The sequence below is a fragment of the Luteimonas pelagia genome (assembly GCF_054776035.1).
In genome coordinates this window covers 590,199-613,534 of record NZ_BAAHCG010000003.1, presented here as the reverse complement: position 1 = coordinate 613,534, position 23,336 = coordinate 590,199, and the positions used below count along the sequence as shown (strand labels likewise).

15 protein-coding genes and 1 pseudogene are annotated in these 23,336 nt (G+C 72.9%); 15 read left to right on the top strand and 1 reads right to left on the bottom strand.

Translation table 11 applies throughout. The features are described from left to right. Positions 1–9 precede the first annotated feature (9 nt). The 12 genes and pseudogenes from recC to ACYU7H_RS11655 form a co-directional block, all read left to right on the top strand. Positions 10–3,348 carry an exodeoxyribonuclease V subunit gamma gene (recC, locus tag ACYU7H_RS11710; RefSeq protein WP_460814918.1) on the top strand — a complete coding sequence of 1,113 codons (3,339 nt, stop codon included), beginning with the start codon at positions 10–12 and terminating at the stop codon, positions 3,346–3,348. Further along, complete coding sequence (locus ACYU7H_RS11705) at positions 3,345–7,025, top strand: UvrD-helicase domain-containing protein (protein ID WP_460814916.1); 3,681 nt, start codon at positions 3,345–3,347, stop codon at positions 7,023–7,025. Before recC ends, ACYU7H_RS11705 begins: the two co-directional genes overlap by 4 nt. Continuing rightward, entirely contained in the window at positions 7,022–9,613 is a 2,592-nt protein-coding gene (locus ACYU7H_RS11700; RefSeq protein ID WP_460814914.1) for an AAA family ATPase, read from the top strand. Before ACYU7H_RS11705 ends, ACYU7H_RS11700 begins: the two co-directional genes overlap by 4 nt. A gap of 247 nt (positions 9,614–9,860) precedes the next feature. After that, the gene (locus ACYU7H_RS11695; protein WP_460814912.1) at positions 9,861–10,322 is read left to right on the top strand and encodes a hypothetical protein; all 462 of its coding nucleotides are present in this window, start codon (positions 9,861–9,863) and stop codon (positions 10,320–10,322) included. A gap of 163 nt (positions 10,323–10,485) precedes the next feature. Then, positions 10,486–10,974 (top strand): hypothetical protein, encoded by a 489-nt coding sequence (locus ACYU7H_RS11690; RefSeq protein ID WP_460814910.1) that lies wholly within the window; start codon positions 10,486–10,488, stop codon positions 10,972–10,974. 62 nt (positions 10,975–11,036) lie between these two features. After that, positions 11,037–11,630 (top strand): GTP cyclohydrolase I FolE, encoded by a 594-nt coding sequence (gene folE, locus ACYU7H_RS11685; RefSeq protein ID WP_460814908.1) that lies wholly within the window; start codon positions 11,037–11,039, stop codon positions 11,628–11,630. Positions 11,631–11,708: 78 nt separating this feature from the next. After that, positions 11,709–13,004 carry an ergothioneine biosynthesis protein EgtB gene (gene egtB / locus ACYU7H_RS11680; protein WP_460814906.1) on the top strand — a complete coding sequence of 432 codons (1,296 nt, stop codon included), beginning with the start codon at positions 11,709–11,711 and terminating at the stop codon, positions 13,002–13,004. A 23-nt stretch (positions 13,005–13,027) separates the two neighbouring features. Then, entirely contained in the window at positions 13,028–13,999 is a 972-nt protein-coding gene (egtD, locus tag ACYU7H_RS11675) for an L-histidine N(alpha)-methyltransferase (protein WP_460814905.1), read from the top strand. Continuing rightward, a complete protein-coding gene (locus tag ACYU7H_RS11670; protein ID WP_460814903.1) occupies positions 13,996–14,775 on the top strand; it encodes a flavodoxin family protein in 780 nt (259 codons plus the stop codon). Before egtD ends, ACYU7H_RS11670 begins: the two co-directional genes overlap by 4 nt. Positions 14,776–14,824: 49 nt before the next feature. Continuing rightward, positions 14,825–15,940, top strand: a complete 1,116-nt coding sequence (locus tag ACYU7H_RS11665) for a DNA topoisomerase IB (protein ID WP_460814901.1) — start codon at positions 14,825–14,827, stop codon at positions 15,938–15,940. A gap of 70 nt (positions 15,941–16,010) precedes the next feature. Next, positions 16,011–16,244 carry a hypothetical protein gene (locus ACYU7H_RS11660; RefSeq protein ID WP_460814899.1) on the top strand — a complete coding sequence of 78 codons (234 nt, stop codon included), beginning with the start codon at positions 16,011–16,013 and terminating at the stop codon, positions 16,242–16,244. 229 nt (positions 16,245–16,473) lie between these two features. Continuing rightward, positions 16,474–20,112 (top strand): annotated as a pseudogene (locus ACYU7H_RS11655) (indolepyruvate ferredoxin oxidoreductase family protein); the annotation flags it as partial. A 306-nt stretch (positions 20,113–20,418) separates the two neighbouring features. On the opposite strand, the gene ACYU7H_RS11650 reads toward ACYU7H_RS11655, so the two are convergent. Continuing rightward, the gene (locus ACYU7H_RS11650) at positions 20,419–21,303 is read right to left on the bottom strand and encodes a L,D-transpeptidase family protein (RefSeq protein WP_460814897.1); all 885 of its coding nucleotides are present in this window, start codon (positions 21,301–21,303) and stop codon (positions 20,419–20,421) included. Positions 21,304–21,829: 526 nt separating this feature from the next. On the opposite strand from ACYU7H_RS11650, the gene ACYU7H_RS11645 reads away from it, so the two are divergent. The 3 genes from ACYU7H_RS11645 (at position 21,830) to ACYU7H_RS11635 (ending at position 23,334) form a co-directional block, all read left to right on the top strand. Beyond that, positions 21,830–22,021 carry a hypothetical protein gene (locus tag ACYU7H_RS11645; RefSeq protein WP_460814895.1) on the top strand — a complete coding sequence of 64 codons (192 nt, stop codon included), beginning with the start codon at positions 21,830–21,832 and terminating at the stop codon, positions 22,019–22,021. A gap of 215 nt (positions 22,022–22,236) precedes the next feature. Then, positions 22,237–22,854 (top strand): YkvA family protein, encoded by a 618-nt coding sequence (locus ACYU7H_RS11640; protein WP_460814893.1) that lies wholly within the window; start codon positions 22,237–22,239, stop codon positions 22,852–22,854. 39 nt (positions 22,855–22,893) lie between these two features. Continuing rightward, entirely contained in the window at positions 22,894–23,334 is a 441-nt protein-coding gene (locus tag ACYU7H_RS11635; protein WP_460814891.1) for a hotdog fold thioesterase, read from the top strand. Positions 23,335–23,336: the final 2 nt, after the last annotated feature.

Sequence of the window (23,336 nt, the reverse complement as noted above, 5' to 3'; positions counted from 1 at the left end):
GATGCGCGCATGCCGGCCGCGTCCGACTTCCGCCTCCACCACTCCAACGCACTCGAGGTCCTCGCCGGCCTGCTGGCGGCGGAACTGCGCACGCCCGCGCCCGGCCAGCCGCTGCTTGCGCCCGACGTCGTCCTGATCCCGCAGGCGGCGATGCGCCGCTGGCTGCAGGCGCACCTGGCGGAAGCGCACGGCATCGCGGCGAACCTCGAGTTCCTGGCGCCGGGGGAGTTCGTCACCCGGGCGCTGGATGCCAACCTCGGCAAGGTCGAGGACGACCTCGACGCCGGAAGCCTCCACTGGCGGCTGTACGGGGCGTTGACCGATCCTGATGTCCTGGCCAAGCCGCCGCTCGCACAGGTCGCGGCGTACCTGGGTGGCGGCGATCCGCTCAAGCCCTGGTCGCTGGCCGGCGAACTCGCCGAGGTGTTCGGCAAGTACCAGGCCTGGCGCCGCGACTGGCTGCTGCGCTGGGAAGCGGGCGCCGACCCCGGCGACCCGCAGGCGATCCTCTGGCGCGAAGTCGCCGGCGGCCGCGCGCATCGCGCGCGACGCATCCAGGCCTACCTCGACCGCTTCGAGGGCGAGGGCAAGCCCCTGCCGCAGGGCCTCCCGTCGCGCCTGTTCGCCTTCGCCACCGTCAACGTCTCGCCCGACGTGCTGCGCGTGATCGCCACCCAGTCGCGCGTCGGCACGCTGCACTTCCACCTGCCCGCGCCCAGCCGCAAGTACTGGGGCGACCTGCCCACCTACGCCGAACGCCTTCGGGCCGGCGAGGACCACGAGGACAACGCGCTGCTGCAGGCCTGGGGCGCGGCGGGCCGTGATTTCATGGCCGTGCTCGGCGGGTACGAGGTGGTGCACCCCGACAGCGAGCACGCGCACTACGCCGACCCCGAGGCACACGACGGCGACGACCCCGCGCGGGACGACCTGCTCGGCCGGCTGCAGCGCAACCTGCTGCACCGCCGTCCGGACACGCCGTTCCGGCAGGCGCTCGACCGCACGGACAACAGCCTCCAGCTGCACGCCTGCCACACGCCGCTGCGCGAACTGCAGGTCCTCCACGACCAGCTGCGCGGCCTGCTGGAGGACGACCGCTTCGATCCGCCGCTGCAGCCGCGCGACATCGCGGTGCTGGCGCCGGACATCGACGTGTACGCGCCTTACCTCGATGCGGTCTTCGGCGGCGTCGACCCCGCCGAGCGCATTCCCTACGCGCTCGCCGACACCAGCCCGCTGGCCAGCGAACCGCTGGCCGAGGTGTTCCTCCGCCTGCTCGCGCTGCCGATCTCGCGGTTCGGGCTGAACGAGATCCTCGACCTGCTGGCCAGCGCGCCGGTCGCGGAAGCCACCGGCCTCGACGCGCCCGCCTTCGAGCGCCTGCATGGGTGGCTGCGGGAAGCCGGCGCGCGATGGGGCCTGGACGCCGCGCACCGCGGGTCGCTCGACGCGCCCGCGGACGACGCCGGCACCTGGCAGTTCGCGCTCGACCGCCTGCTGCTCGGGCACGCAAGTGGCGCGGACGGGACGATCGAAGGCGTCGCGCCATGGCCGGGGCTGGAAGGCGGCGCGCTCGACGCGCTCGACACGCTGCTGCGCCTGCTGCGCGTGCTGGCCCGCCAGCGGGTGCTGCTGGGCGAAGCGATGCCGCCCGCGCAGTGGCGCGAACGCCTGCTCGCGCTGCTGGAGGCGCTGCTGCCGGCTGAACCCGCGGATCCGGCGAGCCGCCGCGCGCTGGACCGACTGCGTTCCCACGTCGACGACTTCGCGAAGCACGCGGCCACGGCCGGGTTCGGTTCGCCGGTTCCGGGCGACGTCGTGCGCGCCCACTTCGCCGCCGTGCTGGGCGAAGCCGACACGCGGGCGCCGCTGCTCACGGGCGGCGTCAGCTTCGGGCGCATGGTGCCGATGCGGTTGCTGCCGTTCCGGGTGATCTGCGTACTCGGGATGAACGATGGCGACTACCCGCGGCGCGATCCCGCGGCAGGCCTGAGCCGGCTGACCGCGGAGCTGGGCACCGATCGCCGGCGTCCGGGCGACCGCTCGTTGCGCGACGACGACCGCTACCTGTTCCTGCAACTGCTGACCGCCGCGCGGGACGTGTTCTACGTCAGTTACCTGGGCGCCGACCCGCGTGACAACAGCGTGCGCGAGCCGTCGGCCCTGGTCGGCGAACTGGTCGATTCGATCGCCGCCTTGCATGCAGACGGGTCGTCGGTGCGGCGCGACCTCGTGGTGCGCCACTCACTGCAACCGTTCTCCGCCGCCGCATTCGGCGCCCACGGCGACCCGCGCCGCTTCAGCTACCGCGCGCGGTGGCGGGCGGCCGCGGCGCAGGCCGGCGGGATGCGCACGCCGCTGCCGCCGTGGTCCGGCGCGGCGCTGCCGCCCATGCCGGTCGTCGCGCCGGACCTGTCGCTCGACGCCCTGCGCCGGTTCCTGGTCGATCCGTCCGGGCAGTTCCTGCGGCATCGCCTCGACCTGCGCCTGGCGGAGATCGAGGAGGTCGAAGACGACACCGAGCCGTTGCAGGCGCCGCGCCGGGGCCTGCTGCGCAACCGGCTGCAACGCGCCGTGTTCGACGCCGTGCTGCGCGGTGACGACGACGCGGCCACCCACGCCGACCTGCGCGCGCGCGGGCTGCTGCCGTCGGGACCACTCGGCACGCGCACCCTGGCGGAATTGAGGGAAGAGGTCGCGCCCTATGCCGAGGCGTTCGGGGCATGGCGTGGCGACACGCTCGCCGATGCCCCGCGGCTCACGGTCGACATCGATGGCACGCGAGTGCATGGGCGCATCGCCGACGCCTATCCGCAGGGCATCGCGCGCCTGCGCTTCGGCGAACCCAATGGGCCGTCGGTGATCCGCAACGGACTGGACTGGCTGTTCGCCAGCGCCGCGGGGCTGGCGCTGCCGCTCGTGTCGTTCGAGGCCGTGAAGGACGTCGGGGTCGGCCCGCATGCGCGTGCCCCCCTGGACCGCGCAACGGCGCACGCCGTCCTGCGGCACCTGCTGGACCTGCGGGCGCGGGGCCTTCGCGAACCGCTCCCCTTCGCGCCCTACAGCGGCTGGTCGCTGCACAGCGCGGCCACGCTCGAGCGGGGGCTGCGCGCGGCGGCGGCGCGCTGGCACGGCGGCCCGAACCAGTGGGCGGAGGGGCAAGGGGATGCCGTGCGCATCGCGCTGCGTGGCAGGGATCCGTTCGTCGACGAGGCCACGCGACTCGCCTTCGTCGACCTGTCGATGTCGATCTTCGGCGCGCTGACGTGCGGGCAGGTGCATGGCGGCACCGACGCGGCCGCGTTGAAGGCGATCGTGCTGGACTTCGATGCCGAGGACGCGGCATGAGCGGCGCAGGACACCGCGACGATCCCTACCTGACGCTCCCGCTCACCGGCATCCATGCCATCGAGGCGTCGGCGGGGACGGGCAAGACCTTCACCCTCGCCACGCTGGTGCTGCGGCTGCTGGTGGAGCGGCGCCTGGGGATCGGCGACGTGCTGGCGGTCACCTTCACCGAAGCCGCCACCCAGGAGCTGCGCGCCCGCACCCGCGCGCGCCTGCTGCTGGCGGTGTCGCTGGCCGGCACCGATCCGGTGGACGGCGAAGCGCCGGAGGCCGCCATCACGCGCGCGGTGCTCGATGCGCATCTCGCCGGTTCCGGGGAAGCGCCCGATGCCCTGCGCCGTCGCCTGCGCCAAGCCGCCGACGGCATCGACCTCGCCGCGATCTTCACGATCCACGGGTTCTGCGCGCGCGTGCTGCGCGAGCACGCCTTCGCCAGCGGCCAGGGCTTCGACGCGCTGGAGGTGCTGGCCGACGACGGCGAGCTGCGCGAACGGCTGGCCGAGGACCTGTGGCGCAGCCACGGCGACACGCCCGAAGGCGCGGACGACCTGCTCGCGCTCTGGAGGGGCGGTCCGGAGGCGCTGGCGGGAGACCTGCGTGCGTTGCTGGGCCGGGAACCCCTGCGCCCCGCTCCGGCCGCGTTGGCCGGTGACCCGGCGCCCGCGCTGCGCGCGGCGGGCGCGGCGCTGGCGGACGCGTTCCGCGCGCACGGAGACGACTTCAGGGCCGCGCTGGCCCGCGCCGTCGACGGCAAGGTGCTGCACGGCGGCAGCTACAAGGTGGACTGGATCGACGAACTGTTCGACACCGCCCGCGCGTGGTGCGAGTCCGGGGAACACGACCGCCCGCTGGCGCACGGAAAGCTCCATTACCTGCGCCGCGAGACCCTGCGCGACAAGACGAGCGTCAAGGCTGCGGGGCGCACGCCCGATTCCCCGGTCTGCGACGCACTGCAGGCCTACCTCGACGCGCTTGCCGCGGTCGACGGCCACCGGGAGGCGCGCCGCGTGGTGCGCCTGCACCGCGTGCGCGACGACGCCCGCGCCCGCCTCGCGCGCCTCAAGCAGCAGCGCCGCGTGCAGACCTACGACGACATGATCGACGGCGTCGCCGACGCGCTCGCCGGCCCGCACGGCGACGACCTCGCCGACGCCCTGCGCCGGCAGTACGCGGTGGCCCTGGTCGACGAGTTCCAGGACACCGATCCGCGCCAGTGGCGCATCTTCGACCGCGTCTTCGGGAGCGCCAGCGCGGACCCGGCGCTGTTCGTCATCGGCGACCCCAAGCAGGCGATCTACGGCTTCCGCGGCGGCGACGTCGAGACCTACCTGCGCGCGAAGCACGCCGCGGACGAAGCCCCGCCGCTCGCCCACAACTTCCGCTCGCGCCCGTCCGTGCTGCGCGCCATCCAGGCGCTGTACGACAGCGCGCAGGCCGCGTTCGAGGACGCGGCGCGCACGTCGGTGGCCGAACCCCCCTTCGTGGATCCGCGCATCGGATTCCACGGCATCGCCCCGGGCGGCGTCCGGCAGGACGGGCATTACCTGCGCGATGGCCAGCCCGCGCCCGCGCTGACGCTGTGGCGGGCACCTGAGCCGGTCGAGTTCGACAGGAAGGGCGACCCGAAGCCCTGGAGCGCGCCGCGCTCGCGCGAGATGGCCACCCAGGCCTGCGTGGCCGCGATCCACCGCGTGCTCGCGGACGCGCACCAGGGCAAGGCCGCGCTGCAGCACAAGGACGGCCGCGTCGAACCGGTGCAGCCGGGTGACATCGCGGTGCTGGTGCGCAGCCACCACCAGGCCACGCTGGTGCGCGACGGCCTGGCGCGCGCGGGCATTCCCTCCGTCGCCGCGGGCCGGCAGAGCCTGTTCGCCACCGGCGAGGCGCGCGAACTGCACGTCCTGCTGCTGGCGCTGCTGCATGGCGCGGACGACGCGCGCCTGCGCACCGCGTTGTCCACGGTGCTGCTCGGCCAGGACGCCGGCGCGATCGCCGCGCTCGCCGAGGACGGTGAGGCCCTGCGCGGGTGGCAGCGCCGGGCCCTGGCGTGGCGCGAGCGCCTGCGGCACGGCGGCCCCCTGGCGCTGGTCGGCGACCTGTGCGCGGACAACGCCACGCGCCTGGTCGGCCTGCTCGACGGCGAGCGCCGGCTCACCAACTACCTGCAGCTGGGCGAGCGCCTGCAGGAGGCGAGCACGCGCACGCTCGGCCTGCACGGACTGGTGGACTGGCTGGCCCGCGCCATCGGCGACGCCAGCGCCGACGACGAGACGCAGCTGCTGCGGCTCGAGTCCGACGCGCGCTGCGTGCAGATCGTCACCCTGCACAAGAGCAAGGGCCTCGAGTACCCGCTGGTGTTCCTGCCGTTCGCCGGGATCGGCGGCAAGCCGCCGTCGCCCGGACGGCACCTCACCGCCAGCGGCGACGACGGTCGCATCCTGCACTGGAAGCTGCAGGCCGGCGCGTCCGGCTGGGATGACGCGGAGGCCAGCTGGAAAACCGCGCAGCGCGCGGAGGACGCCCGCCTGCTCTACGTCGGCCTGACCCGCGCCCAGCACGCGCTGTGGCTCGCGACGGGCGACTTCTACAACGGCAGCGGTTCGCCGCTCGCGGCGATGGTCGGCGACATCCCGGCGCTGTCCGCGGCGCTCGGCGACGCGTTGCGCATCGACGACGCCCCGCCACCGGACGTGTTGCCGTGGCTGCAGGCCGGACCGGATCCCGCCGTGCCCCCCGCCCGCACCGCAAGGCGCAGGCTCGACGCCGACTGGTGGGTCTACAGCTTCAGCCAGCTCGCGCGTGCCGACGCCGCGCACGACGACGGGCGCGCGCACGAGACCGACGCGTCGGCCACCGAAGCCATGGGCTCGGCGTCGGACGAGCCCGCGCAACCCCTCGACGATGCGATCGAGGGCGCCGCGACCTTCGATGGCCGCTTTTCCGGCAGCCGCTTCGGCAACGTGCTTCACGCCGCGCTCGAGAACGCCCGCTTCGAACGCTGGGCCGGTTGGCGGGATGGCGACGCCGCGCCCGCGGGGGAGGACAGGGTGCTGCGCGACGCGCTCGGGGCGGAAGGCTACGGCGCGGCCGACCTCGAGGACGGCCTCGCCCTGCTCACGTCGCTGGTCGGCCGCACGCTCAACGTGCCGCTGCCCGAAGGCGGCCCGTTGCATGCATTGCCTCAGGCCGAGCGCCGCGCCGAGATCGAATTCCACTTCGCAATGCGGCCCACGCGGGTGCCGGCCCTCCTGGACCTGCTGCACGCGCATGGCATCGTCGCCACGCGCCGCGGCTTCGGCGTGCGCCGGAGGCTCGAGGGCCTGATGACCGGAAAGATCGACCTCACCTACCGCCGCGACGGGCGCTGGTACGTCCTCGACTACAAGTCCAACCGCCTGCCCGGCTACGACGCCGCGCACCTCTCCGCGGCGATGGCCCACGGCGAATACGACCTGCAGGCCCTCATCTACACCCTGGCCCTGCACCGCTGGCTGCGCTTCCGTCTGGGCGACGCCTACGACTACGGGCGCGACTTCGGCGGCATCCGCTACCTGTTCTGCCGCGGCCTCGATCCCGCGGACGCCGCCGGCGCCGGTGTCCACGCGCGGACCCATGCACCGGAACTCGTGCACGCGCTCGACGCCCTGTTCTGCGGCACCATGGAGGCGGCCGCATGAGCCTCCTGCGCGCCCTTCGCGAAGCCGATGCCCTGCGGCCCATCGACGACGCGCTCGCCCGCACGCTGCAGCGGCTCGCGCCCGACACGCCCGACGCAGTCCTCGCCGCCGCCGCGCTCGCCTCGCTGGCGGTGTCCAAGGGCCATGCCGGCCTCGCCCTCGATGCACCGGAGGAACTGCTCGAGTCCGACGCCGTGGTCGCATGGCCCGATCCCGCGCAATGGCATGGCGAGCTCGCCGGGTCGCGGTGGATCGCCACGCCTGGCGACAGCACTGAAGCCAGCGACCCTGGCCAGCCGCTGGTCCTCGAGCCGGCCTTCGGCAAGCACGGCCTGCTCTACCTGCGCCGCTACCGGGAATACGAACGTCGGCTCGCTGCCGGCCTGCATCGCATCGGTGCGCATCGACCAAACGCCACCGGCATCGAAGCGCTCGGACCGCTGTTCGGCCGCCTCTTCCCTGATGCGCGCGCCGGCCACGACCGCCAGGCGCGCGCCGCGGCCCTCGCCCTGCGCCACGCGCTGCTGCTGGTCACCGGCGGCCCCGGCACCGGAAAGACCACCACCATCGCGCGCCTGCTGGTGCTGCTTGCCGCGCAGGCCGCCGGCACGGGCGCGACGCCGCCGCGCATCGCGTTGGCCGCGCCCACCGGCCGGGCCGCCGAACGCATGGCCGAAAGCGTGCGCGGCGCCCTCGCCGGGATGCGCGACGCGGGCATCGGCGCCGGCCTCGTCGACGCCCTGCCCGCGACGGGCACCACCTTGCACCGCCTGCTCGGCACCATTCCCGATTCGCCCGGCTTCCGGCACGACGCCGACAACCCGCTGCCGCTGGACGTGGTGGTCGTGGACGAAGCCTCCATGGTCGACCTGCCGCTGATGGCCAAGCTCGTGGAAGCGGTCCCCGACGGTGCGCGCCTGGTCCTGCTCGGCGACCCGGACCAGCTGCCCTCGGTGGAAGCCGGCGACGTGCTCGCCGCCATCCTGCAGGCCGCAGGCCCCGGCGACGCCCTGGCCCGCGACGACGCCGAAGTCCTCTCACCGCTGCTGGGCGCCCCGCCGGGTCGCACCGGCGACGCTTCCGCCAGGCAAGCCGGCGAGTCGTCCGAACGTCACCCCCGCGAAGACGGGGGTCCAGTTGGCGGACCGGTCACGGCAATGGATTCCCGCCTGCGCGGGAATGACGGGACAGGCGGCGCGGCAGGCGTGGCCGACGACCCGGGCGGCACCGTGTCGGACGGTCACACCGGCGACGCTTCCGCCGGTCACCCCGGCGATGCTTTCGCCGGTGACCCCGGCGAATTTTCCGGACGTCACCCCCGCCGAGGCGGGGGTCGAGGGGGCGGACCGGACACGGCAATGGATTCCCGCCTGCGCGGGAATGACGGGACGGGCGACGCGGCAGGCGTCACCGACGACCCCGGCGGCGCCGTATCGGACCGTCACCCCCGCGACGCTTCCGCCATTCACCCGAGCGACGCTTCCGCCGGTGACCCCGGCGAATTTTCCGGACGTCACCCCCGCCGAGGCGGGGGTCGAGGGGGCGGACCGGCCACGGCAATGGATTCCCGCCTGCGCGGGAATGACGGGACGGGCGACGCGGCAGGCGTCACCGACGACCCCGGCGGCGCCGTATCGGACCGTCACCCCCGCGACGCTTCCGCCATTCACCCGAGCGATGCTTTCGCCGGTGACCCCGGCGAATTTTCCGGACGTCACCCCCGCGAAGGCGGGGGTCCAGTTGGCGGACCGGCCACGGCAATGGATTCCCGCCTGCGCGGGAATGACGGAACGGGCGTCGGGGGAGAGGGGGGCCGATTTCCCGGCCGTCGCGTGCACCTGGTGCATGGCCACCGCCAGCACGGCGGACTCCAGCTCGCCCCGTTGGCCGACGCGGTGCGGGCCGGCGATGCCGACGCCGCCCTCGCCCTGCTCCGGAACGACACGCTCGCCAACGTCCACTTCCACGACGGACCCGCCGATCCCCTCGCCACCCATCGCGACGAACTGCTCGACCACTGGCGTGCCGTGGCGGACGCGGCGTCGCCCGCGGCGGCGCTGGCGCAGGCCGGCCGCCTGCGCCTGCTCACCGCCCTGCGCGAAGGCCCGCAGGGTGCCAACGGGATCAACGCCCGCATCGAGGACCTCCTGGCCGGCACGCAACGCCCCGGCGGCCGGGACGCCGGCCCGCACTTCCACGGCCGCCTGCTGCTCGTCACCGAGAACAGCTACGCGCACCGCCTGTTCAACGGTGACATCGGCATCTGCTTCCGCGATGCCCAAGGGGCGCTCATGGCGTGGTTCCCCGGCGAGACGCCCGATGCCCCGCGTCCCTTCCACCCCGCCGCCCTGCCCGCGCACCGCGGTGCCTTCGCCATGACCGTGCACAAGGCGCAGGGCTCGGAGTTCGACACCGTGTGGCTGGTGCTGCCCTCGCGTCCCAATCGCGTGCTCAGCCGCGAGCTGGTCTACACCGGTCTCACGCGGGCAAGGCGCGTGCTGCACGTGGCGGGCAACGCGCAGGTGCTGCAGGCCGCGCTGTCGCGGCATGCAGGCCGGTGGTCGGGCCTGGGATGGCGGCTCGGATAGGCGCGATGCGACGCGGCGTGGGATGGCGCGGTGGTTCGTCGGTCGCGATCATCGGTCGCGTGCATCGAACCGCCACATGCCGCACGCAGGACACCGCCATCGCGACGCCGTGCCGACGCGGCTGAACGCATTCAGAAAAAGACGTCGTTCCGCACGTGTTTTTTCACCGGGTTTGAACCGGCGCGCGCCCAGCATCGATGGACCGTCGCGACATGCGCACGGCAACCCCACAGAAGGAGCAAGACCCATGAGCGACGTCAAGAAGGATCACAGCATCGGTGCAGGCACGGGCGCGGTCGCGGGCGCGGTCACCGGCGCGGCGGTCGGTTCCGCCGCCGGTCCGGTGGGCACGGTCGTCGGCGCGGTCGCCGGTGGCGTGGTCGGCGCGAAGGCCGGCGACTCGATCGCCGAGGCCGTCAACCCGACCGAGTACCAGGCGCACTTCAAGAACACGTACCGCGAGCGTCCGTACGTGACCAGCGAGCGCGAGTGGAGCGATTACGAGCCGGCCTACAAGTACGGCTACGACACCTACGGCCAGTACCGCGGCCAGCGCTTCGACGACGTCGAGTCCGACCTCGAGCGCAACTGGGACCAGGCCCGCGCCAAGTCCCGCCTGGAGTGGAACGAGGCCAAGGGTGCGGTGCGCGACGGCTGGCACCACATCGAGCGCAAGATGCCGGGCGACTTCGACCGCGACGGCCGCTGATCCACCCCGTCCCCGCGGCGCGCGACGGCGCCGCGACCCGAAGGGCCGCCTCGCGCGGCCCTTCGTTTTCGGGTGACTTCCAGCGGGCGCCGCGGTGCGCAGTTCACCAAGGCTGAACACGGCGCTGGCTAGCGTCCGGTCACGCCCGTCCGGAGCACACGGCATGAGCACGCTGAAGAAGGACCACCCCCTCGGCGCGGGCATCGCGGCCCTGGCCGGCGCCGCGATCGGCGCGGCGATCGGTGCCTTGCTGGCGAGCCTGCTCGGATTCGCGCTTCCCCTCGGCATCGCGATCGGCGCGGCCGCCGGCGGCGCGCTCGGGGCGGTGCTGGGCGACCGCACCGCCGAGGCCCGCGACCCGCGCGACGACCTCGGCCGCTTCGAGCAGATCTGGCACACCATGCCCTACTACGAGGACGGCATGGAATGGGACGACTACCGGCCCGCGTACCGGTACGGCATCGAGCAGTACCACCGCGGCGGCGACGTCCACAGTTTCCAGGCGGCCGAGCCCGGCCTCGAGCGTGGCTGGCCGGTGGCGCGCGGCACGTCGCGGCTGGCGTGGGGGCAGGCGCGGGAGGCCGTGGCGCACGTCTGGCGCTGGTACGACGAGGAACTGCACAAGACCGTGCACGTCCCGCCACCGCGATAGCGGCGCCATCCGCGACGCGCCCGCCGGTTACCATGGCGCGCCCGCACCCCGACCGCATGCCCATGTCCGATTCACGCAACGACGTCAGTCGCGCGCAGGCCGAGGAGGCCGTGCGCACCCTGCTGCGCTGGTCCGGCGAGGATCCCGCGCGCGAGGGCCTGCTGGACACCCCCGCGCGCGTGGCCCGTGCCTACGAGGACTGGTTCAGCGGCTACGGAATGGACCCGGAGGCGTACCTCGCACGCACCTTCGAGGAGGTCGAAGGCTACGACGAGTTGATCGTGCTGCGCGACATCGAGTTCGAATCGCACTGCGAGCACCACATGGCGCCGATCATCGGCAAGGCGCACGTGGGCTACCTGCCGGACGGCAAGGTGGTCGGCATCAGCAAGCTGGCGCGGGTGGTCGACGCGTTCGCGCGCCGCTTCCAGGTACAGGAGAAGCTCACCGCCCAGATCGCCGACTGCATCCAGCGCACGCTGCAGCCGCGCGGCGTCGGCGTCGTCGTGGAGGCGGCGCACGAGTGCATGACCACCCGCGGCGTGCACAAGCGCGGCGTGAGCATGATCACGTCGAAGATGCTGGGTGGCTTCCGCGACGACGCGCGCACCCGCGCCGAATTCCTCCGGTTCATCGACGTGGGCCCGGGTCGATAGACACGGCCGATCGTCCCGCGCGGGGCGCCGTCACGTCGCCGTAACCGCGCGACGACGGCGGCTGGGTATCCTGACGCGATGCCCGCCCTGCACGCCGTGCGCACCCCAGGACCCGACCCCGTGGCGACATCGTCGCTCGCCGGGCGATTCCGCCACGTGCGCGCCCGCAGCCTGGCGCTCGCGGCACCGCTGTCGCCCGAGGACGCGATGCTGCAGTCGATGCCGGACGCCAGCCCGGCGAAGTGGCACCTCGCGCACACCACCTGGTTCTTCGAGCAGTTCCTGCTGGTCGACGGCCGCGGGCAGGCGCCTCGCGATCCGCGCTGGATGGTGCTGTTCAACAGCTACTACCAGAGCGTCGGGCCGCAGTATTCGCGGCCCGACCGCGGCCTGCTGTCACGGCCCACGCTGCGCGAGGTGCTCGACTACCGGCACGACGTGGATGCGCGCGTGCGGCGGCTGCTGGACGACGACGCGCTGGACGCCACCGAGCGGCAACTGGTGCTGCTCGGCCTCCACCACGAGCAGCAGCACCAGGAGCTGCTGCTCACCGACATCAAGCACGGGCTGTGGTGCAACCCGATGCAGCCCGCCTACCGGGAGGACCTGCCGGCGCCCGAAGCCGCGAAGGCCACGCCCCAGCGCTGGGTGACGGGCAGCGACGGCGTGGTCGGGATCGGCGCGCCGCCCTGGCCGGCGAACGACGCGTTCGCCTACGACAACGAGTCGCCGCGCCACCGCACCTGCCTGTCGCCGCACGCGCTCGCCGACCGGCCGGTGAGCAACGCGGAATACCGCGCCTTCATCGACGACGGCGGCTACCGAAATCCCGCGCTGTGGATGAGCGAAGGCTGGGCGCGCGTGCAAGCCGAAGGCTGGGACCGCCCCCTCTACTGGGCCGAGGACCTGGCGCAGGCGTTCACCCTGTCCGGACCCCGGCCGATCGACCCGCACGCACCGGTCGTCCACGTGTCCTGGTTCGAGGCCGACGCGTTCGCGCGCTGGGCCGGCGCACGCCTGCCCACCGAGGCCGAATGGGAGCACGCGGCCGCCGCGCAGCCGTTCGCGGGCAACTTCGCCGACGACGACGCGCCGCTGCATCCGGGCGGGACGCCGGCCGACGGCGGGCTCCGGCAGTTGTTCGGCGACGTCTGGGAGTGGACGTCGAGCGCCTACGCGCCCTACCCGGGCTTCCGGCCCATGCCCGGGAGTCTTGGCGAATACAACGGCAAGTTCATGTGCGGGCAGTGGGTCCTTCGCGGGGGCAGTTGCGCCACGCCGGCCGGGCACGCGCGCGCCAGCTACCGCAATTTCTTCCATCCGCCCGACCGCTGGCAGTTCTCGGGCCTGCGCCTGGCGCGCGACCTGCCCTGACGCACCGACGGAAAGGACGACCCATGAGTGCCGTACCCGCAGCGATCCGGCTGACCGACCGCCGACCCACCCCGGCAGACATCCGCGCCGACGCGCTGGCGGGCCTTGCGCGCCGCCCGAAGCGGCTGCCGTCGAAGTACTTCTACGACGCGCGCGGCTCGGAGCTGTTCGAGCAGATCACCCGGCAGCCCGAGTACTACCCCACGCGCGTCGAGATCGCCCTGATGCAGGCGCACGCCCCGCACGTCGCGGCCGCGGTCGGCCCGCGGGCGCACGTGGTCGAGTACGGCAGCGGCAGCGGCCGCAAGACGAAGCTGCTGCTGCGCGCGCTGCGGGACGTGGTGGCGTACACCCCGATCGAGATCTCGCGCACCGCGCTGCTGGCCAGCGTGGAGCGGCTGGCCGACGAGTTCCCGGACGTGGAGATGCTGCCGGTCTGCGCCGACTTCACCCGTGCGGTGAAGCTGCCGCGCCCGGAGCGCGACGCGCGGCGCCGGGTGGCGTTCTTCCCAGGGTCGACGCTGGGCAACTTCACCAACGACGAGGCCGTGGCGCTGCTGCGGGCGATGCGCGACACCGTCGGTCCGGATGGCGCCGCGCTCGTGGGCATCGACCTGGAAAAGGACCCGGCCGTGATCGAGGCCGCGTACAACGACGCGGCCGGCGTCACCGCCGCGTTCACCCTCAACCTGCTGGCGCGCCTCAACCGCGAGATCGGCAGCGACTTCGATCTGGCGGGCTTCGCCCATCGCGCGGTGTACAGCCGGGAGCGCGGGCGCATCGAGACCTACCTGGTCAGCCTGCGCAACCAGGACGTGACCGTCGGCGACAAGCGCTTCCACTTCGAGGCGGACGAGGCGATGCAGGTGGAGTACAGCCACAAGTACACCGACGCCGGGTTCGCCGCGCTCGCCGCGCAGGCGGGCATGAAGGTGGTCGAGTCCTGGAACGACGAGGCCGGCTGGTTCGGGCAGCGACTCCTGGAACCGGCGTGAACCCCACCGGGAAGGCCGGAAAGGGCAAGACCGCCGGACGCCGGGCGAAGGACCCGGCGAAGGACCCCGCGCCGCCCTTCCGATACGACGACCTGCGCGCGCTGTTCCTGAACTGCACGCTCAAGCGCTCGGGCGAGGATTCGCACACCGAACGGCTCATCCACGTGCCGGCCACCATCATGCGCCGGCAGGGCGTCAGGGTCGGCGTGCTGCGCCCGGTCGACCTCGACCTCGCGCCCGGCGTGCAGCCGGACATGACGAAGCACGGCTTCGAGCGGGACGAGTGGCCGAAGCTCCGCCGCAGGGTCATGGCCGCCGACATCCTGGTGCTGTGCACGCCGATCTGGTTGGGCGAGGAGAGTTCGGTGTGCCGGCGGGTGATCGAGCGCCTGTACTCGGAATCGGGGAAGCTCAACGACGCCGGCCAGTACGTCTATTACGGCCGGGTCGGCGGCGCGCTGGTCACCGGCAACGAGGACGGGATCAAGCACTGTTCCATGTCCCTGCTCTACGCGCTTCAGCACCTGGGTTACGCGATCCCGCCGCAGGCCGACGCCGGCTGGATCGGCGAGGCCGGCCCCGGCCCGTCCTACGGCGACGACGGGGCCGGCTACGACAACGACTTCACCCAGCGCAACGCGACCTTCCTGGCCTGGAACCTGATGCACCTCGCGCGCCTGCTGAAGGACGCGGGCGGCTTCCCCGCGCACGGCAACCAGCGCAGCGCGTGGGAGGCCGGCGCCCGCTTCGACCATCCGGATACCCAGTCCCGCTGAGCGCGCCGGTTTGGCGTCTCCTTGACGCGCGGCGGCCGACGCTGCGCGCATGCCCCCCGATGCCGGCCCCGAGCGCGCGGAGCGCACCGAACCCTCCCGCGCGGCCGCCAGCGGCGCGGGGCTGCGCTACGTCAGCGACGGCCAGCCCGGATTGCGCCGGCGCCGCGCGGGGAAGGGCTTCGCGTACGCCGATGCCGACGGCGCGCCGGTACGCGACGACGACGTGCTGGCCCGCGTCCGCGCGCTGGCGATCCCGCCGGCGTGGACCGACGTGTGGATCTGCCCGCATCCCCGCGGCCACATCCAGGCCACCGGGCGCGACGCCCGGGGCCGCAAGCAGTACCGCTACCACGCGCGATGGTCCGAGCAGCGCGGCCACGGCAAGTTCGGCCGCATCGTCGCCTTCGGCGACGCCCTGCCGCGGCTGCGGCGCCGGCTGCGGCGCGACCTCGCCCTGCCCGGCTACCCGCAACGCAAGGTGCTCGCGGTCGTGGTCGCGGTGATGGCCGACACGCTGGTGCGCGTGGGCAACCGCGACTACGCGCGCAGCAACCGTTCGTACGGGCTGACGACGCTGCGCAACCACCACGTGAAATTCGTGCGCGGTGGCCGCGCCCGGCTGAAGTTCCGCGGCAAGGGCGGACAGGCACACGACATCGCGATCGACGACGCGCGCCTGGTGAAGCTGGTCCGGCACTGCCAGCAGCTGCCCGGCCAGTCGCTGTTCCAGTACCGCGGTGACGACGGCGCTGTGCGGCCCGTCGACTCGGGGCAGGTCAACGACTACCTGCGCGAAGCGATGGGCGAGGACTTCACGGCCAAGGATTTCCGCACCTGGGGCGCGACGCTGGAGGCGTTCCGCCGGCTCGCCGCGACCACGCTGCCGTACCGGTCCGCGGGCGACCACGCGCCCAGCGAACGCGCGCTCAAGGGCCTGGAGAACGCCGTCGTGAAGGAGGTCGCGCACGCACTGGGCAACACGCCGGCGGTCTGCCGCCGCGCCTACATCGACCCGCGCGTGTTCGAGGGCTGGCGCGACGGCCGCCTGCAGCGCGCGGCCGCCGCCGCGGCGGGGAACGGCAGCGGACCGCGGGGCCCGCGCCAGTGGGAGCAGGCCGCGCTGAAGTTCCTGCGCGCGGCGCACCGCGCCGACCGGCGCCGCTGACCCGCCGTCTTCACCGGTCGTGACCGCGGCCGCGGCGAGACTGGCCGCCCACCGGACACGGAGCTCCCCCATGGCCCGCTGCGACGTCTGCCACAACGACTACGACAAGGCCTTCACCATCCAGGGCCCGAACGGGAGCGGCACGTTCGACTCGTTCGAGTGCGCGATCCACGCGCTCGCGCCCACGTGCGCGCGCTGCAGCTGCCGGATCATCGGCCACGGCAGCGAGCACGCCGGGACCTTCTATTGCTGCGCGCACTGCGCCCGCGAGGCGGGCGTGGTGGGCATCGACGACCGCATCTGACGTGTCCGGACGGGCCACGCCGGCGCACGGTCGCCGGGTGGCCCCGTCCTGCGCCGGCACCCGCCTTCCCGGCCGGCCTCCGGCGGCGCGGTAGAATGGCAGGTTCTTTTCCCGGCCCCGCGCAGTCCGCGCGCGGCCGCGCCATCGGGCCGCCAGCATGACCAGCACCGCCGAACTGTCCTCGCCCGCCTCCGCGGGCGCCGCGCTCACGAACGGGCTGCACGACCCGGATTACGGGCTCGACCACAAGTACACCCGCGAGCGCGGCCGGATCTACCTGTCCGGCGTGCAGGCGCTGGTCCGCCTGCCGCTGATGCAGCGGCTCCGCGACCAGGCGGCCGGCCTGGACACCGCAGGCTTCGTCTCCGGCTACCGCGGCAGCCCGCTGGGCGGCTTCGACCTGGAGCTGTGGCGCGCGAAGAAGCACCTGGAGGCGGCGGGCGTGAAGTTCACTCCGGGCCTCAACGAGGACCTCGGCGCGACGATGGTCTGGGGCACCCAGCAGACCGGCCTGTTCCCCGGCGCGAAACACGATGGCGTGTTCGGCATGTGGTACGGCAAGGGCCCGGGCGTGGACCGCTGCGGCGACGTGTTCAAGCACGCCAACGCGGCCGGTACGGCAAAGCACGGCGGCGTGCTGGCGCTGGCCGCCGACGACCACGCCTGCCGCAGCTCGACCCTGCCGCACGGCTCCGAGCACGAGTTCGTGTCCGCGATGATGCCGGTGCTCAACCCGGCCGGGGTCCAGGACATCCTCGACATGGGCGTGGTGGGCTGGGCGATGAGCCGCTTCACCGGGCGCTGGGTCGGCTTCAAGACGATCGCCGAGACGGTGGAGTCGTCGGCATCGGTGGACGTCGACCCGCACGCGATCGAAATCGTGCTGCCGGGCGACGACGCATTCGAGCTGCCACCGGGCGGCCTCAACATCCGCTGGCCGGACCCCCCGCTCGACCAGGAGATGCGGCTGCACCAGTTCGCGGTCAAGGCAGCGCAGGCGTTCGCGCGTGCCAACCGCATCGACCGGGTGGCGATCGAGGCACCGGACGCGCGCCTGGGCATCGTCACCACCGGCAAGAGCTACCTCGACGTGCTGCAGGCGCTCGAGTACCTGGGCCTGGACGCCGCGGCGTGCCGCGACCTGGGCATCCGGGTCTACAAGGTCGGCATGACCTGGCCGCTGGAGCCGGTGGGCATCCGCGCGTTCGCCGCGGGGCTGGAGGACATCGTCGTCGTCGAGGAGAAGCATGCCTTCATCGAGAGCCAGATGAAGGAGCTGTTCTTCAACTACGAGGGCCGCCGCCCGAGCATCGTCGGCAAGTACGACGAGTCCGGCGAGTGGATCCTGCCCTCGACCGGCGAACTGACGCCGGCGCGCATCGCGCGCGTCATCGCGCGCCGCCTGCAGAAGTTCCATGACAGCGAGCACATCCGGCAGCAGCTCGCCTTCCTTGCCTCGAAGGAAGCCGAGCTCGCCCTGCCCCGCGCGAACTTCCCGCGCGTGCCGCACTACTGCTCGGGTTGCCCGCACAACACGTCCACGAAGGTGCCGGACGGCTCGCGCGCGATGGCGGGCATCGGCTGCCACTACATGGTCACGTGGATGGACCGCGCCACCGACACCTTCACCCACATGGGCGGCGAAGGCGTCACCTGGGCCGGGCAGGCCGCGTTCACGGACACGCCGCACGTGTTCCAGAACCTGGGCGACGGCACCTACTTCCACTCCGGCTCGCTGGCGGTGCGCCAGGCCGTCGCCGCCGGCGTGAACATCACCTACAAGATCCTCTACAACGACGCGGTGGCGATGACCGGCGGCCAGCCGGTCGACGGCACGCTGACCGTGCCGCAGATCGCGCACCAGATGCGCGCCGAGGGCGTGCAGGAGATCGCGCTGCTGAGCGACGACATCGGCAAGTGGTCCGATCCGTCGATCTTTCCAGCCGGCACGACATTCCACGACCGCCGCGAACTGGACGATGTGCAGAAGCGCCTGCGCGAAGTGAAGGGCGTCTCGATCCTGATCTTCGACCAGACCTGCGCCACCGAGAAGCGCCGCCGCCGCAAGCGCGGCAAGCTGCCCGACCCGGCCAAGCGCGTGGTGATCAACTCGCTGGTGTGCGAGGGCTGCGGCGACTGCGGCAGGAAGAGCTTCTGCGTGTCGGTGCTGCCGAAGGAGACCGAGTTCGGCCGCAAGCGCGAGATCGACCAGTCCAACTGCAACAAGGACTACTCCTGCGTCGAGGGCTTCTGCCCGAGCTTCGTGACCGTGCACGGCGGCAAGCCGCGCAAGGGCAGGAAGGTGTCGGCGGCCGAGCGCCTGGCCGACCTGCCGGCGCCGACGCCGACGCCGGCCGGCGACCTGTCACGCCCCTGGAACATCCTGATCACCGGCGTGGGCGGCACCGGCGTGGTGACGATCGGCGCGCTGCTCGGGATGGCCGGCCATCTCGAAGGCCGCGGCGCGACCGTGCTCGACCAGACGGGCCTTGCACAGAAGGGCGGCGCGGTGACCACCCACATCCGCATCGCGAAGGCGCCGTCGGACATCCACGCCGTGCGCATCGCCGCCGGCGAGGCGGACCTGGTGCTCGGCTGCGACATGGTCGTGGTCAACGACTACTGGGCGCTGTCGAAGATCCGCGCCGGCCGCACGCGCGTGGTGCTCAACACCTACGAAGCGATGCCCGGCACCTTCACCACCCGCCCGGACATGCAGTTCCCGGCGGCGGGCATCGTCCAGGCGGTGCGCACGGCGCTGGAGGGCAGCGAGCCGATCCAGGTCGATGCCACGCGCCTGGCGACCGCGCTGATGGGCGACGCGATCGCCGCCAACCTGTTCATGCTCGGCCACGCCTGGCAGCAGGGGCTGGTGCCGCTGTCGCTGGAGGCCTTGATGCGCGCGGTCGAGCTCAACGGCGCGGCGGTCGAGATGAACAAGACCGCGTTCGCCTGGGGCCGCCTGGCGGCGATCGACCCGGCCGCGGTGTTCGAGGCCGCGGGGATCGTCGCCAACGCGCCGACCGCCGCCGAGCGCACGGTGCGCGAACTGCCGATGCTGGCGCCGCGCCCGTCAGAGGGCCACGAGTCCGGCCTCAACGACGCACTGGCCGCGACCGCCGAGGCCGACGAGCTGCGCCACGTGCCGGCGCACGGCGGCGGCGCGGAGGTCGCGTTCCTGCCGCTCGACGACGCGCGCCTGTCGCGCTCGCTTGACGAGCTGGTCGCGCGCCGCACGGCGTTCCTCACCGACTACCAGAACGCCCGCTACGCCAGGCGCTACACGGACCTGGTGGCGCGCGTGCGCAAGGCGGAAGCCGAGCGCGCGCCCGGCAGCACGGACCTGGCCGAGGCCGTCGCCCGCTACGCGTTCAAGCTGATGGCCTACAAGGACGAGTACGAGGTCGCGCGCCTGTACACCTCCGGCGAGTTCAAGCGCCGGCTGGAACAGCAGTTCGAGGGTGACTACACGCTGCGCTTCCACCTTGCGCCGCCGCTGCTGGCGAAGAAGGACGCCGAGGGACGGCTGGTCAAGCGCGAGTTCGGCCCGTGGGTGTTCAAGGCCTTCGGCGTCCTGGCGAAGCTGCGGTTCCTGCGCGGCACGCCGCTGGATGTGTTCGGCTACACGGACGAGCGCCGTGGCGAGCGCGCGCTGGTCGAGCGCTACTTCGCGACGGTGGAGCGCCTGCTGGCGGAGCTGTCGCCGGCGAATGCGACGCTGGCGGTGGAGATCGCGAGCGTGCCGGAACACATCCGCGGCTACGGGCACGTCAAGGAGGCGCACCTGCACGACGCGATGCAGCGCGAGGCGGCGCTGCTGGCGAAGTGGCCGGAGGGGGCCGCGACCGGGACCGCGCGCGCGGCGTAGCGTCAGTGCGTGGAGGATCCCGCGATGCGCGCGATCCGGTCCGACGCAACGCCCCGCGAAAGCGGGGCGTTCGCGTTCATGGCATCCGCTGCGTTCATGGCATCCGCTGCGTTCTTGCCATCCGACGCGGTCGTGCAGTCCGACGCGGTCGTGCAGTCCAACGCTGCCGTTCGACCCCACGCTGTCGCTTGAACCCACACTGTCGTTCCGAACGGAGTGAGGAACCTGCTTCCACCGCTTTGGCGGCCGGGGAAAGCAGGTCCCTCGCTACGCTCGGGACGACAGTTGTGAGCTCGGGAGGACAGGTCAGTACTGGATGCGCGGATCGCCGCCGCCGGCCTGCGCGACGACCGTGGGCGCGATCATCTCGCGACGCTCCGACCAGGCCAGGCCGGTCGCGGGATCGACCGGGGAGATGTCGCCGGGCATCACGATGTCCTGGCCGTGCGAGGCATGGTCGGCCACCACCACGATCGTGCCGTGGCCGGTGGCGCCGAACAGCTTCCGCGCGAATTCCTTCGGCAGCCGCACGCAGCCGTGCGAGGCGGGATGGCCCGGGATGCGCCCCGCGTGCAGTGCCACGCCGTCCCAGGTGAGGCGCTGCATGAAGGGCATCGGCGCATTGTCGTACAGGTTGGAGTAGTGCTCCTCGCGCTTCTGCAGGATCGGGAACACGCCGGTCGGCGTCTCGTGGCCCGGCTTGCCGGTGCTCACCGTCGACACGCCGATCCGGACGTTGTTCCGGTACACGTGCGCGAGCTGCTGGGGCAGGCTCACGACGACCACGGTGTCGTCGCCCACCGGCGCCAGTTCCGGCGTCCAGATGAACTCGCCGGGCTCGAGCATGGCGATGGGGTCGACCTCGGGCACCGGCGCCGGCACCGGCGCGACCGCCTCCTGGACGGGCGGCATCGCCTGCAAGGCGGTCGTCGCGTGCGCCGCGTCGGACGGCACGCGGACTTCGACCGAGCGCGTGGGCATCGGTTGCGAGGGCGTCGCATGCGCGGCCGGCGCGGTGTCGGCCGGCAGCACGGCCTGCGCGTTCGCGGTGAGCATCGCCGCGCCGCAGGCCAGCGCCATGCCGAGCGCGGTCAGGCGCAGGCCACGTGACCTGAGCGCGCTGCGCGGCGTGCGCGGCATCGTGGCGATGGCTTCGAAGGCGTGGCGGGTCGGGGGGGTCAAAGCGTCCATGAGTCGGGGTCCTTTCGTCTCTCTCGCGTTGCGAAGAGACGTTAGGACACGCGTGATGACGCGCCGTTTGACCAAGTCATCCGGCGCATGAACAAAACGGGGTTCGAGGGTGGCGAAACAGGCGTTTTCTTCGCGGGGCGTGCATCTGGTTCGCCGCTCGATGAACGCGTTTCCGGGTTGGCGAAACTTTCGCCACGCGTCGCGCGCTCCCGGGACGCCGTCGCGAAGCACGCGGGGAGTGGCGACCGGGCTTCGCCACCGCGGCCCGGGACGCATCGATGCCGGCCGGCTTGCGCGCGCGGCGCCTCTGCCCGCTCCCGGCCGGCTTGGGCGCGACGTCCGGCCGGCTGACTCGTGTCGCGGCCACGCCGGCCTGCCCCTGGCCACCCTGCATCCCGATGCGAACCCCAGCACCCCCTGCCTTCGGTGGGGTGACTTCCGGCCCATTTACGTGTCGTCCCGGTGTTGTAGTCTACCAACACACCAATTCACACCGGCGACCGCCGGTCACACCAAGAGGCCCGCCATGTATTCCGCCCTGTCCACCGCCCCGTCCCGACCGATCCTGCAGAGCGCCGATCGCCGCGCCCAGGCCGCGTCGAGCCGCCGCGTCCATCGCGAGCGCGACTTCGGCGTCGGCTACGGCAACTCGAGTGGCTACGCCAGCGAGCGCCGCTACTCCCCGAACGGCCCGCAGCCGCGGTTCCGATTCGGCTGACCGCCCCGCCCCCGGCCTCGCCGGGGGCCGACCCGGCCCTCTCCACCGGGTCGTCGCCACCCGGCCACCGCGCCGCCCCTCCCCCGGCGGCGGTGGCCGGGCCGGGCCATGGCGGACGTTTACCGCATCACCCGCACCGCGCCCTGCGATCGAGGCTGGCATCGCCACGCGCACGCGGCAGAATGACCCTCCCATCCGCGCCGCGTGGACCCGCCATGACGATCTCGCTCAACTTCGAACTCAGCGACAACGACCTGAAGCACTTCCACGACGCCATGGACGCGGCGCGCAAGGCCGCCGAGGGCAAGTCCGACGAGGAGGTCGTTGCCTGCGCGGCCAGGCTGCTGGAGGAGGCGCGGTCGACGCAGGTGCCCGACTTCATCCGCGAACGCCTGCTGCACCTGGACGACATGATCGCCATGATCCGCGACGAGGGCTGGGCCTTGGGGGCGGACGACCGGCAGCGGGTGCTCTCCGCGCTGGTCTACTTCTGCGACCCGCAGGACGTGATCCCGGACCACGTGCAGGTGCTCGGCTTCCTCGACGACGCGGTGATGATCGAGCTGTGCGTGCGCGACCTGAAGCACGAGCTCGACGCCTACGACGACTTCTGCGACTACCGCCAGCGCGAGGCGGACAGCCGCGGCATCGCCCCGGAGAAGGTGGGCCGCGCCGACTGGCTCGGCGGGCGCCGCGATGAACTGGTCGACCGCATGCACCGCCGCCGGGAGCGCGATTTCGGCTCCGGCTACGGCGGCAGCAGCGGCTACGCGAACAAGCGCCCGGCCTATACCCGTGCGTGGCGCCCGGGCCTGTTCGGGATGGGCGGCTGACCGTTCGCGCCCGCCATGGCGTCGGCTAGCATCGACGCCATGCCCGCCCACGACGACACCCCCTTCCGCCGCCGCCCCGGCCTCGACGCGCTGAACGCGCAGGCCGAGGGCACGGCGATCGCGCACCTCGGGATCCGCTTCACCGAGCAGGGCGACGACTTCCTGCGCGGGACGATGCCGGTCGACGCGCGCACCATCCAGCCCTATGGCCTGCTGCACGGCGGAAGCTCCGTGCTGCTGGCCGAGACGCTCGGGTCGACGGCCGGCAACCTGTGCGCCGCCGAGGGCCGGCGCTGCGTCGGCATCGAGATCAATGCCAACCACGTCCGCGCGATGACCGGCGGCGTGGTCACCGGCACCGCCCGCCCCGTCCACGTGGGCGGGAGCACGCAGGTCTGGGAGATCCGCATCGAAGATGCGGCGGGACGCCTTGCCTGCGTGTCGCGACTGACGCTGGCGGTGGTCCCGGCGCGCGACTGACG